Annotated in this window: 15 protein-coding genes and 1 pseudogene; 6 read left to right on the plus strand and 10 right to left on the minus strand. The window is 57.6% G+C overall.

Annotated elements, in window-relative coordinates:
* Positions 1-405: 405 nt before the first annotated feature.
* Complete coding sequence (locus Dform_RS10890; RefSeq protein WP_076004989.1) at positions 406-756, minus strand: VOC family protein; 351 nt, start codon at positions 754-756, stop codon at positions 406-408.
* Positions 757-1,140: 384 nt separating this feature from the next.
* On the opposite strand from Dform_RS10890, the gene Dform_RS10895 reads away from it, so the two are divergent.
* The 3 genes from Dform_RS10895 to Dform_RS10905 all read left to right on the plus strand — a co-directional run bounded on the left by Dform_RS10895 (position 1,141) and on the right by Dform_RS10905 (position 4,998).
* On the plus strand, positions 1,141-3,444 hold the full coding sequence (locus tag Dform_RS10895) for a chemotaxis protein CheB (protein ID WP_076004990.1): 2,304 nt from the start codon (positions 1,141-1,143) through the stop codon (positions 3,442-3,444).
* Positions 3,441-4,154, plus strand: coding sequence for a PAS domain-containing protein (locus Dform_RS11500; RefSeq protein WP_076004991.1), 714 nt, complete (start codon positions 3,441-3,443; stop codon positions 4,152-4,154). The genes Dform_RS10895 and Dform_RS11500 overlap by 4 nt, the downstream gene beginning before the upstream one ends.
* A gap of 271 nt (positions 4,155-4,425) precedes the next feature.
* A complete protein-coding gene (locus Dform_RS10905) occupies positions 4,426-4,998 on the plus strand; it encodes a transposase (protein ID WP_076004992.1) in 573 nt (190 codons plus the stop codon).
* A 297-nt stretch (positions 4,999-5,295) separates the two neighbouring features.
* Here the strand turns inward: Dform_RS10905 and Dform_RS10910 are convergent, their stop codons facing one another.
* The 5 genes from Dform_RS10910 to pyrF all read right to left on the minus strand — a co-directional run bounded on the left by Dform_RS10910 (position 5,296) and on the right by pyrF (position 9,467).
* Positions 5,296-6,573, minus strand: a complete 1,278-nt coding sequence (locus Dform_RS10910) for a PAS domain-containing sensor histidine kinase (protein ID WP_076004993.1) — start codon at positions 6,571-6,573, stop codon at positions 5,296-5,298.
* Positions 6,574-6,659: 86 nt separating this feature from the next.
* A complete protein-coding gene (dinB, locus tag Dform_RS10915; protein ID WP_076004994.1) occupies positions 6,660-7,919 on the minus strand; it encodes a DNA polymerase IV in 1,260 nt (419 codons plus the stop codon).
* Complete coding sequence (locus tag Dform_RS10920; protein ID WP_076004995.1) at positions 7,919-8,107, minus strand: DUF951 domain-containing protein; 189 nt, start codon at positions 8,105-8,107, stop codon at positions 7,919-7,921. The genes dinB and Dform_RS10920 overlap by 1 nt, the downstream gene beginning before the upstream one ends.
* Positions 8,088-8,630 carry a GNAT family N-acetyltransferase gene (locus Dform_RS10925; protein ID WP_076004996.1) on the minus strand — a complete coding sequence of 181 codons (543 nt, stop codon included), beginning with the start codon at positions 8,628-8,630 and terminating at the stop codon, positions 8,088-8,090. The genes Dform_RS10920 and Dform_RS10925 overlap by 20 nt, the downstream gene beginning before the upstream one ends.
* A gap of 45 nt (positions 8,631-8,675) precedes the next feature.
* Positions 8,676-9,467 (minus strand): orotidine-5'-phosphate decarboxylase, encoded by a 792-nt coding sequence (gene pyrF, locus Dform_RS10930; protein ID WP_076004997.1) that lies wholly within the window; start codon positions 9,465-9,467, stop codon positions 8,676-8,678.
* Between the two features lie 157 nt (positions 9,468-9,624).
* Between pyrF and rpsT the strand changes: the two genes are divergently transcribed.
* Positions 9,625-9,885 (plus strand): 30S ribosomal protein S20, encoded by a 261-nt coding sequence (gene rpsT / locus Dform_RS10935; RefSeq protein WP_076004998.1) that lies wholly within the window; start codon positions 9,625-9,627, stop codon positions 9,883-9,885.
* 88 nt (positions 9,886-9,973) lie between these two features.
* Positions 9,974-11,020, plus strand: coding sequence for an ACR3 family arsenite efflux transporter (gene arsB, locus Dform_RS10940; RefSeq protein WP_076004999.1), 1,047 nt, complete (start codon positions 9,974-9,976; stop codon positions 11,018-11,020).
* A gap of 28 nt (positions 11,021-11,048) precedes the next feature.
* Here the strand turns inward: arsB and nadD are convergent, their stop codons facing one another.
* The 3 genes from nadD to Dform_RS10955 form a co-directional block, all read right to left on the minus strand.
* On the minus strand, positions 11,049-11,648 hold the full coding sequence (gene nadD, locus Dform_RS10945; protein WP_225973693.1) for a nicotinate-nucleotide adenylyltransferase: 600 nt from the start codon (positions 11,646-11,648) through the stop codon (positions 11,049-11,051).
* Positions 11,645-12,901 (minus strand): GTPase ObgE, encoded by a 1,257-nt coding sequence (gene obgE, locus Dform_RS10950; protein ID WP_076005000.1) that lies wholly within the window; start codon positions 12,899-12,901, stop codon positions 11,645-11,647. Before obgE ends, nadD begins: the two co-directional genes overlap by 4 nt.
* A 386-nt stretch (positions 12,902-13,287) precedes the next feature.
* A complete protein-coding gene (locus Dform_RS10955; RefSeq protein ID WP_076005001.1) occupies positions 13,288-14,001 on the minus strand; it encodes a zinc metallopeptidase in 714 nt (237 codons plus the stop codon).
* 142 nt (positions 14,002-14,143) lie between these two features.
* Here Dform_RS10955 and Dform_RS10960 point away from each other — a divergent pair.
* A pseudogene (locus Dform_RS10960) lies at positions 14,144-14,595 on the plus strand (GyrI-like domain-containing protein).
* A gap of 6 nt (positions 14,596-14,601) precedes the next feature.
* On the opposite strand, the gene fmt reads toward Dform_RS10960, so the two are convergent.
* Positions 14,602-15,540: a methionyl-tRNA formyltransferase gene (fmt, locus tag Dform_RS10965; protein WP_083635464.1), complete on the minus strand. Its 939-nt coding sequence runs from the start codon at positions 15,538-15,540 to the stop codon at positions 14,602-14,604.
* Positions 15,541-15,551: the final 11 nt, after the last annotated feature.

The raw sequence follows: 15,551 nt of genomic DNA on the forward strand, positions 1-15,551 counted from the left end.
GCATATGTTCTAAAGAAATGTCAGTTATGAGTTGTCAGTTCGCAGTTTTCAGTTTTCAGTTCACGGTTGCCGGGGGTGAGAATATTTGAAAGTCCTTTTTGCAATATCGAATGAAACGAATCCTGTTTTCACGTTTGGATTTTGCCGCAGGATTGGAGTCGTTTCGAGACGAAAAAGGCGGTCAATCCGGGCGGAACGTTTAACGCGGGAATCAGTTTCAATAACAATCCAGGCCTCAAGGGCGAAATTGAGATTCTTCACTCCGTTCAGAATGACAAAAGGTGGGACACGGCGGCTATTATAGTACACGCGTACTAGAACACGCAAGCGAGTTTTGTCGTTTTCGGGGGTATTCTCAAAATATTTTTCAAGGGCTTTCGCGGCTCGCGGAGACGAAAATAATTTCTACACCACCACGTCCTGGATCAGCCCGATAACGTTGTTGTCGGCGTCGCGGACACGGGCTACCAGTTTGCCCCGCCCCACGTCGATGACTTCCTGGTCAATTTTAGCCCCGGATGCCAGGAGCGATTTCAGGCTCTTCTTGATATCACTCACCTGCCAGTAGATGGTAGCGCCGGTCATGCCCTTGGCGTGGCCGGCGGGATCAAGCCCGATTTCCTGATCGCCGTCGCGGAAACCGACGTAATAAGACTGGTCTGTATACGGAGGAACGCCAAGCAGGCTGGTATAGAGCGCTTTGGCTTTCAGCATGTCCTTGACGGGGAAGATTATCGTCTTTATACCGAAATTCATGGAGTCCTCCTCAAACCGGAACACCGGCTCCGGCAAATCGAACGACTAAATAATAACACCAGCTGGACTATTTTTGTCACTACCTGTTGAGGGCGGTTTTTCAATCCCCGGGCAAGGTTGATTCACCCGGTCATCCCCGTCATAAAAGCCCGCCGGTCTCGACGCAATGCTCGCCCATCCGAATACCATCGCCGGCGGGACGATCGGGTTGTACGAAATCCCTGCAGAGGCATGGTCAATATGCCGGTATCTGAGGCGCGCCGACACAGTCATTCTTTGATTTTAAGGCAAAACCCTCGACTCTCGGTTGAGAATAGAGTACTCTTAGAATGCTACTTGTGAACCCGGGATGCGGGTATTTCATCGCGCTCAAGGAGGCGGGAAATGGCCACGGAGAAAAAGACCACCAAAGCGGCTGAGATTGACAAGGCCAAAAAGGAAAAAACCGCACCCGCCAAACCCGAAAGCGTCGGTGCCAAGAGTTCCGGCTTACCGCTTAAGGAAGCCACCCCGGCAAAAAAATCGCCCCGGTACAATAAAAAAGACTTCCCTATCGTCGGCATCGGCGCCTCCGTGGGCGGGCTGGACGCCTTCGGCAAGTTCCTGTCGGCCATGCCGAACGATACCGGCATGTCTTTTGTGCTGATCCAGCACCTGGATCCGACGCATGCCTCTAATATGGTGGAGTTGCTGGGGCGCTATACCAGGATGCCGGTCAGCGAAGCGACCGATGAGGTACAGTTGGAACCTAATCACGTCTACATGATCCCGCCCAACCGCAATATGACCATCACCGACCACAACCTGCGCCTGTTGCAGCAGATCGAGCGGCCGGGCATTTCCCATTCGATCGATCTCTTCTTCAAGTCGCTGGCTTCCGACCTCAAGGAGAAAGCCATTGCCATTATCATGTCCGGCACCGGCACCGACGGCTCGCTCGGCGCCAAGGCGGTCAAGGCGGAGCTGGGAATGGTCATCGTCCAGGACCCGGAGACGGCGGGTTACGACGGCATGCCCCGTTCGGCTATTGCCTCCGGAGTGGCCGATTTCATCCTGCCGGCTGAAAAAATGGCCTCCCAGCTGATCGAATACGTCGACAAGTCTTACGGCAAGCGCGAGGTCCGCCAGCATGAGGTGGAGAAGGATTCGGCCAGCCTGGCCAATGTCCTTTCGATGATCCGGGCCCGCACGAAGCACGATTTCTCAGGCTACAAGCAATCGACAATCAACCGCCGTATCGAGCGGCGCATGGGCATCAACCAGATAGACAACATCTCCCAGTATCTCAAGTATCTTCGCGAAAAGCCGTCGGAGGTGGACTCGCTGGTCAAGGATTTCCTGATCAACGTCACCTCTTTCTTCCGCGACCCTGAGGCCTTTATCGCGCTCAAGGAACAGCTCCGGAATTTGTTCAATTCCAAACCGGAGGGGGCCGAAATAAGAGCCTGGATACCGGGCTGTTCCACGGGGGAGGAGGCGTATTCGATCGTCATGGTGATCGATGAAGTCCTGGAAGAACTGAAAAAATATTTCATAATTCAGGTCTTCGGCACCGACCTGGACCCGGATGCCATCTCGGTAGCCCGAACCGGGGTGTATCCGACCTCGATCGCACCGGACGTCGGCGAAGAGCGTCTTAAGAAATACTTCGCCAAGAAAGACGACCAGTTCCAGATCAAGCGGGAACTCCGGGAAAAACTGGTTTTTGCAGTCCAGGATATTATTGCCGACCCACCGTTCACCCGCATGGATTTGATCTCCGCCCGGAACCTTCTGATCTATTTCGATTCCGATCTCCAAAAACGGCTGATCCCGATGTTCCATTACGCCCTGAACAATGACGGGCTGCTGTTCCTGGGCACCGCCGAAACAACGGGCGAGTTCGCTGAACTGTTCGAACCCGTTGACCGCAAGTGGAAGATCTACAAGGCCCAGGTCAAAGACAAGCACCTGCCCTTCCCGCTGCAGATGCGCCGCGCCTGGAAGGAGCCGCTGGCGCCGAAGAACGAGGGCGAATCCATCGCCACCGCCGGGCTCAAACCCCGGACCCCGGAGCAGGTGCTGCTGGAGGCCCTGCCGCCCACCGTGCTTTTGGATTCCAACCAGCAGGTGATTTATACCCATGGTGACACACGGCGGTTCATCGGTTTCCCCGAGGGCCGGCCGAACCTGGATATTTCGGAGATAGCTCATCCGGAAATACGCGCCGCCATTTCTGCCGCCCTTCATGAAGCGATGACCAGCAATCGGACCGCAGTTAACGAAGGAGCCCAGGTCAACGTGAATGGCGATACCAGGCCGGTCAAGATCACCGTGGTCCCGATCATGCCGGTCGGCATGGCGGAACTGGGCGGCCGCTATATCATCACCTTCCAGGACGTCCCCAAGTCCAGACGATTCAAGGGCAAGGGTATCGATGACCCGACGGCAGAGTCTCTCAGCTGGAACAGGAACTCCAGTTCAATAAGGAAACGCTCCGCTCGACTATCGAAGAGTTGGAAACGGCTAACGAAGAGCTTAGGTCGGCCAACGAGGAATACCAGTCCACCAATGAGGAGCTGCAGAGCACCAACGAGGAACTGGAGACCTCTCGCGAGGAACTCCAGTCGGTCAACGAGGAGCTGTCGACGGTCAACGCCGAGCACCAGGCCAAGATCGAAGAACTGTCGACGGTCAACGACGACATGAAAAACCTGCTCAACTCCACCGGTGTGGCCACCATTTACCTGGACAACGACCTCAAGGTGAAGCGTTTTACCCCGGCGGCGACGAATATCTTCAACCTCATCGCCTCCGATGTGGACCGCCCGATATCCCATATCACTTCCCAGATAGGCGAATACGACATCAACTCCCGGGCGCAGAAAGTCCTCGATACCCTCATCCCGGTCCAGGAGAGCATCGAAAGCAAGGGCGGCAAATGGTACACCATGCGCATTCTTCCCTACCGCACGACCGATAATTCCATCGCCGGGGTGGTGGTCACCTTCCTCGACATCACCGAACAGGAGCGCGTGAAGGTCGCCCTGTCATACGCCGAATCGATCATAGATACGCTGTTTCAGCCGACCCTGGTGCTGGACGATAAGTTGAGGCTGGTCACCGCCAACGCGGCTTTCCACGACGCCTTCAAGATCTCCCGCGCCGATGCCGTAGGCAAGCAACTTTACGAGATAGGCGAAGGTGAATGGAACATTCCCGAGCTGAAAGAAGCCCTCAGCGGGATCCTGAAAGACGGGCATGAGGTCAAGGGTTATTTCTTCGAAGCAGACTTCAAGCGCATCGGCAAACGAAAACTTTGCCTTAACGCCCGGAAGCTGGTTGAAAAGGGCGAACCCAAGCGTTTCCTGCTGGCCATCGAGGACATCACCGAGCCGCGCAAAGAGGGCTGCGGGTAAATGTAGGGGTGAGGCGAACGCCTCGCCCAACTATGCCGGTCAACAACAATACACGGCATTAAATATTGATGCCAACGTTGAACGGGCGGGATGGATGGGCAACCTGGCGTCAGTGTAGGGGCGAGGCGAACGCCTCGCCCAACGATGTCTCTCGCCCAACAAAACGATAATTAGCCATGGATGTGTGTGTTCGCATTTGGGCGGAAGGTTTGGGCGACGCCTGCGTCGCCCCTACGGCACCGCGCCACCCCGGGGCGAACGAAAATAAAAAATGATCGATAAAAACAAAACCCCGCAATCGGATTTCGGGCGGCGTTCGTTGCGCCTGGCCGATTATGATTATACCGGCGGCGGGGCATATTTCATCACCATCTGCGCCCATGATCGACGGTCAATATTCGGCCAGATCGAAAACGAAACCATGAAGCCGAACGATAACGGCCGGATCGTCGCAGAATGCTGGGCGGAATTACCTCGGCGGTTCCCATACGTCGAAACCGATTCATTCACGGTGATGCCAAACCACGTTCATGGGATCGTCTGGTTGAATGGAAGAGATGGTCGGGCGACGCCTGCGTCGCCCCTACAAGACCCATCCCGACCCGTCGGTCCGGAACCAAAATCCATTGGGGCGATCGTTGGTGCGTTCAAATCCCGGACCACGAAGCGCATCCACGATGCGGGTATAAAAATGCCGCAGGTGTGGCAACGCAATTATTATGAACACGTGATTCGCCGTGATGAAGACCTGAACAGTATCCGGGAGTATATCGAATTAAATCCTGCCAAATGGGCTGACGACCCCGAACACTCGAAACCAAATACCTGGGCTGATGATGCCTGACTCACCACGTTCCAAACCGTAGAATGTAGGGGCGAGGCGAATGCCTCGCCCAACGATGCCAAACAAACCTCGGGATATGCGATCAATGGGATGCATCTTCACATGGGCAGGATGGTCGGGCGACGCCCGCGTCGCCCCTACGGCACTCCACCCCAAGACGTAACATCGACATTAATCAATCCGCTGTAGGGGCGAGGCGAACGCCTCGCCCAACGATCCTGCGTGTAAACGGGGTCGCAGAAAAACGGGATAATTCAACCGTATCAGTGAGATCGTCGGGCGACGCCCGCGTCGCCCCTACAACAAATCAGGCGAGGGGACATCCGGCGGCAGGGGGAACTCGGCGGACAGGCGGGTGCCTTGATTGCCGTTAGGGCCGATCCTGAACTCGCCGCCCAGAGCCAGCACCCGTTCCCTCATGCCGACCAGCCCTGTGGTGCGTTTCTGTATTGACGGATCGAAGCCGATGCCGTTATCCGCCACCACGACAGAAAGTTTATCGCCTTTCCTGATGGCGCTCACCAAAACCTGCGAGGCGGCCGCGTGCCGGGTGACATTCGTCAACGCCTCCTGGGTGATACGGTAAGCCGCCAGGGCCACCGCGTCCGGCACCTGGTCAATTATCTTATCGATGGTAAATTCGGTCTTGATGCCGGTGTTCCGTTCAAACTCGCCCGCCATGCATTCCAGCGCCATCGACAGTCCGGCGCTCTTCAGGATGCTGGGAGACAGCGTATGGGACAGGTCGCGGGTCTTGGCCATGGCTTCCTGGACGCTTTTCTGGGCGTCGCGCAGGATTTTTTCCTCAGGCCGGCGGATCGCCTGGGCGATAAGCAGGGTGGCATATGTTAAAGTCTGGCCGATATCGTCATGGAGTTCGGTGCCAATGCTGGCCCGTTCCTTTTCCTGGATGTCCACCAGCCGGTTCGCCAGGTCCCTGAGTTCCAACGTCCGGTTGACAACCTGTTGTTCGAGATCGTCCCGGTACTTCCGGAGTTCCTCATCGGCTTTTTTTCGCTCGGTCACGTCCAGCAGGGCGATGCGATAGCTGGAAGTGGTACCCTCCGTGTTATAAAGGGGCTCCATGATCAGGTGAGCGTCGAAAGGGATTCGTTTATCGGTGAACATCCTCAGTTCAAAAGTGTAGGCGGGCGAAGTTTTTTGATAAGGTTTTTTCATGTAGTGGTAGAAATGGTCCCAGTCTTCCCGGTTGACAAATCTGGACAACGGCGCCTTGATCACCTTCATCCTGTCCGCGTCAAGGATTTTACGGGCGGTGAAATTGATATTTGTGACCCGGTAGTCCCGGTCTAGGATGAGATAACCGACCGGAGCGAAATCAAACAGGCTGGCGTAGGCGTCTCGTGATTCCTGGAGTTCGACCTGGGCTTCCCGCAGTTCCTCGTTCTGTAACTCCAGCTCCACCTGGTGCACTTCGAGTTCCTGGACTAGTTCGGCAATGTCATCGGAAGTCAACGAAGCGAGTTTTTCGGGAGCGCCGCGGGCGATCAAACCCTCAGCCGTCTTCCGCAGCGCAGAATTGTTATACTTTCCGGCCTTTCGCCCCGAAGCCATAGCACGCCCTCGTTAAGATTTATTTACCCGACGACTTCGATTATAGGCCAGTTTTTCTGAAGCCGTTAACAAATAACAATCCTTAACTAATTTTCATCTATTTGCTTGTCTTCGGGGGGCTTGCGCTGCCATGGGTGTTCTCTTCCGCCTGAACGGTGTCCCAGCGGCAAGGTCCGCCCGGTCTGGATGGAGCTGAAGCCGTACCGCTTGCGGATGCGGTCCAGGGCTTTGTCTATGGCCGACGACCGCGCAGACGCACCGATCGAAAGCGGCAGCTGGTTTTCCCCTTCCGAAAGGTTGGCCACCCCAACCCCCAGCAACCTCACTGCCTGCCGGTTGCTCTCCAGGGCTTTATCCAGCAGTTTCAAGGCCTCATCGAAGATGACCTCGTTGGAATCCGTCGAATAGCCAAGGCTTCTCTGCCGGGTGATGGCGACAAAATCCGACCAGCGGATCCTGATGTGCACCACTGAGCCTTTCTGGCCGTATTTGCGGAGCCGGGCGCCGATCTGCTCGGAAAGGTATCTTAAAGTCGCCTCCAGGAACTCCCGGTCGCGGCTGTCGTGGTCGAAGGTGCGCTCGGTCGAGATCGATTTCGCTTCCGATGGCGGCTGGACGCGGCTGCGGTCGATACCCCTGGCATGTCTCTTCAACATCTCGCCGTAAGAGCCGAACCGGGAGGTGAGGGAGTCGAGCGGCATGCTGGCCAGTTGACCGAGCGTCCTAATGCCCAGGGAGTTCAAGGCTTTTTCGGTGACCCCGCCCACGCCCGGCATCCGGCCGATAGGCTGGGGAGCCATGAACGCCGCCTCGCCGCCGACGGGCACCTCCACCATGCCATCCGGCTTGGCCGCCTTGGAAGCCACCTTGGCGGTTATCTTGCTGCCCGCCAGGCCTATCGACGCGGCGATGCCGATCTCGTCACGGATGCGTTTCCGGATCTTCTCGCCCATGGCCTTGAGCGATCCGTGGAGGCTCTCGAAGCCGGTGACTTCAAGGTAGGCTTCATCGATGCCCGCGGGTTCCAGAAAGGGCGAAAAGTCGGCCAATATCGCCATGAATTTCTTGGAAGCTTCGGAGTATCTGTCCCAGTTACCCCCAATGAAAATGCATTTGGGGCAGCGGCGCTGGGCCTCGACGAGTGACATACCTGAAAAAACGCCGAACTTTCTCGCTTCGTATGACGCCGTTGTCACCACACCGCGGCCTTCACCGGGGATGCCGCCGACGGCGACGGGTTTGCCTTTGAGGGAGGGATCGAAGACCTGTTCTACCGAGACGAAGAAGGCGTCCAGGTCGATGTGCATGATGCGCCGGGGCTTTTCGGGGAAGGTGTCGTCCGCCATCACTCGCCTCGCGAGACGAAGGTTTTGATCCGCTTTTCGATGTCTGAGCGGGGGATCAGAAGGCGATGCTTGCAGGTGTTGCAAATGATGCCGATGTCGGCACCCAGGCGGTAGACCGTCCACTCGTAGCCGCCGCACGGGTGGGGTTTTCTCAGTCGAAGGACATCGTTAAGCTTGAAATCGACCATCGTCCTGCCAGTCCCGCTTCAAAAATTCCCATGATGACGTGCCGCCATCGCGGCTTACGATTTTGAAACCCGTTTTTTCAAGCACCTTTTCCGAAGCCGGGTTGACCACGGCGGTGGCGGTTATGGCGTGACAATCCGGATGTTGGAAAGCCCACGCTCTGAGTGCCTCCAGGGATTCGGTGATGTAGCCTTGGTTGCGCCAGGCTTGATCGATGCCGTAACCGACCTCAACGCGGCCGGTTGCGTCCGGGACCCCCTTGAAACCGATCATCCCGGATCCAAAAAGGGGCTCTTTCAAAACGACGAGCCAATAGGTGAGCCATGGATGGGCTTCCTGCGGAGCGCTCTTCAGTTTCTCCAGTTTTATCCCGAGAGCCCGGCTCAGATTGGCGTCGACAATAGAACGGGAAACCTGGAAGCCCAGTTCTGCTTCAAGGGCTGCGACATCGTTCAGGTATTTAAAGAGTTGCCCGGCTGTAAGATCAAACAATTCCAGGCGCGGGGCGATGATTTTTTCGACCATGGGATGATTATGGTGGGGCGGCCGGACAAATGCAACGATTAATTGTCAGGCCAGAAAACGGTTGATCTCGTCCCGCAGCTTCAAGGCCGCCGAGCGGGCGGCAGCGGCGTAATCCAGCCCGCTGGAGGCGTAGATCACCTGGCGGGAGACATTGATGATCCCCAGCCCCTCTTCGGTTATACCGTTTTTGACAGAGAGTTCCAGTGAGCCGCCCTGTGACCCGACACCGGGGATGAGGAGGGGCAGGGTGGGATGGCTCTCGCGGATGGTTTTGAGTTCATCTGGCTGGGTGGCGCCGACCACCAGGCCGAGGTTGCCGTTTTTATTCCAGGATTCCACCTTGTCGGCGACGACCTGATATAGCGGCTTCCCGCCGCAATCGAGCGACTGAAAGTCCGCTGAGCCGGGGTTTGAAGTACGGCAGAGAACGAAGATTCCCTTGTCTTTATATTCGATGAAGGGTTCGAGCGAGTCATAGCCCATGTAGGGGTTGACGGTGACGGCGTCGGCGCCCAGTTCATCGAATGCGGATCTGGCGTAGGCTTTAGCGGTGTTGCCGATATCGCCGCGCTTGGCGTCCAGGATGACCGGGATGTTGCGGGGCGTGGCTTCGATTATGTTCTTCAGGATGCGCCAGCCATCCGGTCCCAGGGCCTCGAAAAAGGCGATGTTGGGCTTATAGGCGCAGACCAAATCGTAAGTGGCGCCGATAATCGCCCGGCAAAATTCTTCAACCCCGACGCCTTCGGGAAGCCTGGCGGGTTCGGGATCGAGCCCCACGCACAGGCAGCTCTCGTTATGGCGTCGAGCACCGCCGATCTTGGTCAAAAAATTCATCGGCACAATACTAGCAGTGTGTATCAGTGGTTTCAAGATGTTATGTTCCAGTACTTTAGGTTTATTTGTAGATTCTTCCCGGCAGGTTGCATCAAGTCCCGGCATCCCGTATAATCATATGCTTGTTGTCAGTGTATAAGTTTTAGGAGGCATCCCTTTGGCCAATATCAAGAGCTCAATTAAAGATATCATCACCTCGGCGAAGAAGACCGAGCGGAACCGCGCCGCCACCAGCGGCCTGAAGACCGCCATCCGGAAGGCTGATAAAGCCATTGCCGCCAAGGCTCCCACCGCCAAAGAAGCGGTAGCCGCCAGCCAGAGCGCCCTGGACGTGGCCGCCAAGAAGAAACTGATCCACCCCAACACCGCGGCCCGCAAGAAGAGCCGGATGGCCAAAAAGCTCAACGCCGTCAAATAATTTTACTTTCGACTGGAATTCAAAGAGAGGCTTTTTTAGCCTCTCTTTTTTGTTGTCCCCACGTTTAACTTGTAGTAAATTAAGCCTAATGCAGCAAGACGCCGGATGCCCGACAACTTTATCTACCTTCGATAAACTGCTGACCCTCTGGATCTTCCTCGCCATGGCGGCCGGACTGCTCCTGAGTTTCCTCGTCCCGTCTTTCAGCAACGCCATCAGCTCATTTTCAGCCGGCACGACATCGATACCCATCGCCGCGGGGCTGATACTCATGATGTACCCGCCCCTGGCCAAGGTGAAATATGAGGAACTGGGCAAGGTCTTCAGAAACTGGAGAATCCTCGGCCTGTCGTTGATCCAGAACTGGTTGATCGGTCCGGTGCTCATGTTTGCCCTGGCGGTCATTTTCCTGCGCGCCTACCCGGACTACATGACCGGGCTTATTCTCATCGGCCTGGCCCGCTGCATTGCCATGGTCATCGTGTGGAACGAACTGGCCAGGGGAGATTCCGAGTACGCGGCGGGGCTGGTCGCCTTTAATTCGATCTTCCAGATCGTCTTCTATTCAGTGTTCGCCTACGTTTTTATCACCGTCCTGCCGCCGTATTTCGGCCTGAGCGGGACGCTGGTAAAAATATCGATTCTCGACGTGGCCAGGAGCGTCTTGATCTACCTGGGCATCCCGTTCTTTGCCGGGATGCTGACCCGCCGGTACCTGATCCGGCGGCGCGGCAGGGAATGGTATGACCAGCGCTTCATTCCGCGCATCAGCCCGATAACGCTGGTGGCGCTGCTTTTCACCATCGTAGTGATGTTCTCACTGAAGGGCGACGTCATCCTCAGCCTGCCTCTGGATGTCCTGAGGATTGCCTTGCCGCTGCTGGTCTACTTCGTGATCATGTTCTTCGTGTCGTTCTATCTTGGCCGGAAAGCCGGCGCCGATTACCGGCAGACAGCCGCAATTTCCTTCACCGCGGCGTCAAACAATTTCGAACTGGCGATAGCGGTGGCGGTGGCGGTTTTCGGAATAGGCTCCGGGGTGGCCTTCGCGGCCGTCATCGGGCCCCTGGTGGAAGTCCCGGTCCTGATATCTCTGGTAAACGTCGCCCTGCATTTTCAGAGGCGTTATTTCTAATTTGCCGCGACTGGGCTGCGGAACCGGGTCAATCCCGGTACATGCCATTCGCGCTGATGTAACCGGCAACCGGCGGCGGCACCAGGTGGCTGACAGGCTGGCCTAACCTGACCAGTTGCCTTATAGCCGTCGCCGAGACATCGATCTCCGGTTCGGTCAGAATCACCGTCCGAGCCGCGATTCCCGGCACCCGCGCGTCAAGCTCGTGCAGGTCCGGCCGCGTCGAGCCCACCCTCGGCGCCGCCACCAGGCAAGCCGCCTGGATGATCCGGTCGGGATGGTGCCAGGAAGGGAGAGACGTCAGGTTGTCCCAGCCGAGGATGAAGTACAGTTCATCGCCAGGATACTGGGCCTTGAGTTCCTGGAGGGTTTGCCAGGTGTAGGACGGTCCGGGGCGCCTGACCTCCAGGTCGCTTACCGAGTAATATGATTTCCCCGCGGTCGCCAGCCTGATCATCTCCAACCGCTGTTGGGCGGGAGACACTTTCATCGATGCTTTCACCCACGGCAGGCCGGCCGGGATGAATACTATCCGGTCTAGGCACAGTTTCCGGCGGGCTTCTTCAGCTATCTGGAGGTGGCCGACATGGGGCGGGTCGAAGGTGCCGCCCAGAAGCCCGAGTCTCACCAGTAAAACTCCCCTTTGCCGATAAAGAGTTTCTCGCCGGGCTGGATCCTGGCGGCTTTGATGGCCCTCAACACGCCCCAGCGCCACAACTCCCCCAGGATCTGGCGCCGGACCTCGGGGTCGTTGAGGTCGGAACCGGCCACCAGGCGCTCGTATTCGTCAGAATGAACGTGGTAACCGTCGGCGTCCCGGGTGACTTCCACTTTCTCCCGCTGGGGCGCCGGCCGGAACACCTTGATCGGTTCTTCATTGTCCGTTTCCGGAGATTTTTCAGGTTCGGAAAGGACCCGGTCCAGTTCGGCCAGCAGTGTTTCGACACCCTCGCCGGTAGCCGCGGAGATAAAGACGGCTTTATGCCCTGCCGCCTTGAACATTTCCTTAAGGACCGGTATGCGGCTTTTAACCACCGGCAGGTCGATCTTGTTGACCGCGATTATCTGCTCTTTCCGGGCCAGGAGCGGGTCGTACAACAGCAGTTCGGTATTGATCTTGACCATGTCGTTCACCGGTTCGGCGGAGGACCCGTCGAGGAGATGCACCAGCACCCGGGTCCGGGCGACATGGCGCAAAAACTGCAGCCCCAGGCCCTTACCCAGGTGGGCGCCTTCGATCAGGCCGGGAACATCGGCCACCACCCAGCTGTGCCCGCCCGCGGCGACGACGCCAAGGGCCGGTTCCAGGGTGGTGAAAGGATAATCGGCGACCTTTGGTCTGGCCGCCGAAATGGCCGAAAGCAACGACGATTTGCCGGCATTGGGTAATCCGATGATGCCGGCGTCGGCGATAAGTTTCAGCTCCAAAGACAGGGTTTTGGTCTCACCGGGCACGCCCACCTGCGCCAGCCGCGGCGCCTGGTTGGTGGAACCGGCAAAATGGGGGTTGCCCAGGCCGCCTTTACCGCCCTTGGCGACAACGACGCGTTCCCCGTTATGGGACAGGTCGGCCAGCACCTCGCCGGTGTCTTTGTCGCGGATTACGGTGCCGACCGGCAGGTTGATGACCACATCCTCGCCGCTTTTGCCGTACTTCTTCTGCCCCTGGCCGCGGGCGCCGTCACCGGCCTTGAAATGGCGCTGGTGGCGGTATTTCATCAGGCTGCCGATATCTTTATCGGCTTCGATGATGACATCGCCGCCTCGGCCGCCGTCGCCGCCGTCCGGCCCGCCGCGGGGGACATATTTCTCATGCCGGAAGGTAGCCACTCCTCGCCCGCCGTCGCCGCTTTTAACTTCGATTTCTGCCTGATCTATCAATTATCGAGTCCGTTTCAATGTGTTATTCAATTTGTTTCAGTATATCAAAATAAGATGGCTTTAACAGTTGTATTTATAGGGACGATATCTTACCGCTCCTGTAATCCAGAACCGGGGTCATTTCAATCGTACCGGCGCCGCCGGTTATCGAATGTTGCGGCGGCTTATCTAAAAGTTATTGCCCTTTCGCCGTTAGACAGGGTCTTGATTATCTAAAGGGCAAACAATTTTTAGCCCTGGATGCCGCCCGGACGGGGATCGGCCGCCCACCGAGCGCCATAACAAATTGTTATTAAATGCCGCCGCCGCTGGATTTCGATAACTTTTTGTTATAACTAAAGATGGGGACGGCCTGAGCCGCCCCCATCTGTGAGCCAAAGCTGATTTTAGCGGCGGCCGCCGCCGCCTCCGGTGAGCAACAGGACCCAGTACAGGAGCTGGCCGACCGCGGCAAGCAGGGCTGCCACATAGGTCAGAGCTGCCGCGGAAAGGACGGCGCTGGCGCCGCTGGCCTCGGACACGGAAGCCAGTCCGGTCGAGCGGAGCATTGACCGGGCCCGAGACGAAGCATCGAATTCGACCGGCAGGGTCACGAAGGTGAAGAGGACCGCCACGCCGAAAAGGGCCACGCCCAGCCAGGCGAGGTTCAGCCCGAAGGCCGCGCCGCCGCCGGCGAGCAGGATGCCGATGAAGATCAGAATAAAACCGAAGTTGGAGCCGACACTGGCCACCGGGGCCAGGGCGCTGCGGATCTGCATCGGGGCGTAGGCCTGGGCGTGCTGCACCGCGTGGCCGACTTCATGGGCGACGATGCCCATCGAGGCTACCGAGGCCTTGTTGGCCACATCGGGAGACAGCCGCAGGATCTTGACCCGGGGATCATAGTGGTCGGAGAGCTTGCCCTTGGTCAGTTCGACCTGGACGTTCTGCAGGTTATTCTGGTCCAGGAGCCATCGGGCCACCTGGAGTCCGGTCATATTGCGGTCGTTAGCCACCTTGGAATATTTGCCGAAGGTGGAAGACACCTTCCACTGGGCATAAAGCATCAGCAGAAGAGGGGGAACGATCAAAGCCAGGTAGAGGCCCCAGCCACCCAACATATCAAGAACCTCCATTACATAACGATAGGTACCGGTTAGAGTATACCAGAATTTTGCGGTGAGAGACAATAATCATGTTCTATATGACCAAATTTGTCTATTGAAGTGATACAATAGGGGCTTGAACAGGAGGAAAAAAACGATGAATATCCAGGTGGTCAACAAACCCGCCCAACCGGTGGCGTTCATCAGGACCCGTGTCCCTCAAGCTGAACTACCCCAGACCATCGGCGAAGCCTATACGAAGATCATGGAATACCTGCCGCGCGCCGGATCGCAGTTGGCCGGCGAACCCTACGCGGCCTATTACAACATGGATCCGCAGGCATTGGATGTCGAGCTGGGCTTTCCGGTGCCGGGACAGCTTCAGCCTCAGGACGACATCAGGTTCCGGGAAATCCCGCCGCGCTGACCGCCTCGGCCCTTTACAAAGGTCCGTACGCCAAGATGGAAACCGCCTACGGCGAAATCATGAAATGGCTGGAGGAGACCGGGTTGAAACCGGCGGGGCCATGGTTTGAGTTTTACCTGAATTCCCCCCAGGAGGTGCCGGAGAGCGAACTGCTGACCAGGATCGAGGTTCCGGTAGGGTAGTTGGAATTAACCCAGCCCCGCGCCGATAAAGCCCCGCGCCCCCCGCAGAAACTCCTCGCCGGTCATCGGCTTCTTGCCCTCGATCTGCAGCTTCCTGATAGTCAGGACACCGTCGCCGGTGGCAACCCCGATGGCGGCACCCTCCCCAGCGCGGGCGACGACGGTACCAGGCGCAGCCTTAGGCTGGTTGGGTGCGGGGAACGTCTCGACAAGCTTGACCAGCTTGCCTTCCCAGGTGGTAAAAGCGCCCGGCCAGGGTTGGAAGGCCCGGACCTGCCGCCAGATGTCAGCGGCGGATTTGGACCAATCTATACGGCCGGCTTCTTTGGAGATCATCGGCGAATAAGTGGCGCCTTCGGAGGATTGCGGTACCGCCTCGATCGTCCCGTTAATGAGTTGGGGCAGCACGTCGAGCAAAGCCATCGAGCCGATAATCCCCAGGCTTTGGGTCAAACTTCCGGTGTTGTCCCACGAGAGTACAGGGATCATTGACCGTGAGTAAACGGCCCCGGTGTCTATCCCGGCGTCCATGCGCATGATCGAGACCCCGGTAAATTCGTCCCCTGAAAGGATGGCCGCGGAGATCGGCGCGGCGCCGCGGTGTTTCGGCAGCAGCGAGGCGTGGACGTTGACGCAGCCGAGGCGCGGAATATCCAGGACCGCCTGCGGCAGGATCAGCCCATAGGCGGCGACCACGATAACGTCTGGCGAGATTTTTCGGAGCTCGTCCTGGGCTTCGGGTTTCCTGAGCGATCGCGGCTGAATCACGGGAAGGGCGTATTTTTCGGCCAGTTGTTTTACCGGAGAGGCGACCAGGCCGCGGCCCCTTCCGGCGGGGGCGTCGGGGCGGGTATAAACGGCGGCGATTTCGCAGCCCTCGTCGATCAAGCCGGAAAGGACGGACGCGGCGAACCCGGGGGTGCCCATGAAAACTAATCTGGTCATAGTACTATTTT

The organism is Dehalogenimonas formicexedens (assembly GCF_001953175.1).
Classification (GTDB): domain Bacteria; phylum Chloroflexota; class Dehalococcoidia; order Dehalococcoidales; family Dehalococcoidaceae; genus Dehalogenimonas; species Dehalogenimonas formicexedens.

Excerpts from the sequence above, each read along its gene's own strand:
- Dform_RS10890 (WP_076004989.1), bottom strand. The coding sequence starts at position 756 with ATGAATTTCGGTATAAAGACGATAATCTTCCCCGTCAAGGACATGCTG.
- Dform_RS10895 (WP_076004990.1), top strand. The coding sequence starts at position 1,141 with ATGGCCACGGAGAAAAAGACCACCAAAGCGGCTGAGATTGACAAGGCC.
- Dform_RS11500 (WP_076004991.1), top strand. The coding sequence starts at position 3,441 with ATGAAAAACCTGCTCAACTCCACCGGTGTGGCCACCATTTACCTGGAC.
- Dform_RS10905 (WP_076004992.1), top strand. The coding sequence starts at position 4,426 with ATGATCGATAAAAACAAAACCCCGCAATCGGATTTCGGGCGGCGTTCG.
- Dform_RS10910 (WP_076004993.1), bottom strand. The coding sequence starts at position 6,573 with ATGGCTTCGGGGCGAAAGGCCGGAAAGTATAACAATTCTGCGCTGCGG.
- dinB (WP_076004994.1), bottom strand. The coding sequence starts at position 7,919 with ATGGCGGACGACACCTTCCCCGAAAAGCCCCGGCGCATCATGCACATC.
- Dform_RS10920 (WP_076004995.1), bottom strand. The coding sequence starts at position 8,107 with ATGGTCGATTTCAAGCTTAACGATGTCCTTCGACTGAGAAAACCCCAC.
- Dform_RS10925 (WP_076004996.1), bottom strand. The coding sequence starts at position 8,630 with ATGGTCGAAAAAATCATCGCCCCGCGCCTGGAATTGTTTGATCTTACA.
- pyrF (WP_076004997.1), bottom strand. The coding sequence starts at position 9,467 with ATGAATTTTTTGACCAAGATCGGCGGTGCTCGACGCCATAACGAGAGC.
- arsB (WP_076004999.1), top strand. The coding sequence starts at position 9,974 with ATGCAGCAAGACGCCGGATGCCCGACAACTTTATCTACCTTCGATAAA.
- Dform_RS10955 (WP_076005001.1), bottom strand. The coding sequence starts at position 14,001 with ATGTTGGGTGGCTGGGGCCTCTACCTGGCTTTGATCGTTCCCCCTCTT.
- fmt (WP_083635464.1), bottom strand. The coding sequence starts at position 15,540 with ATGACCAGATTAGTTTTCATGGGCACCCCCGGGTTCGCCGCGTCCGTC.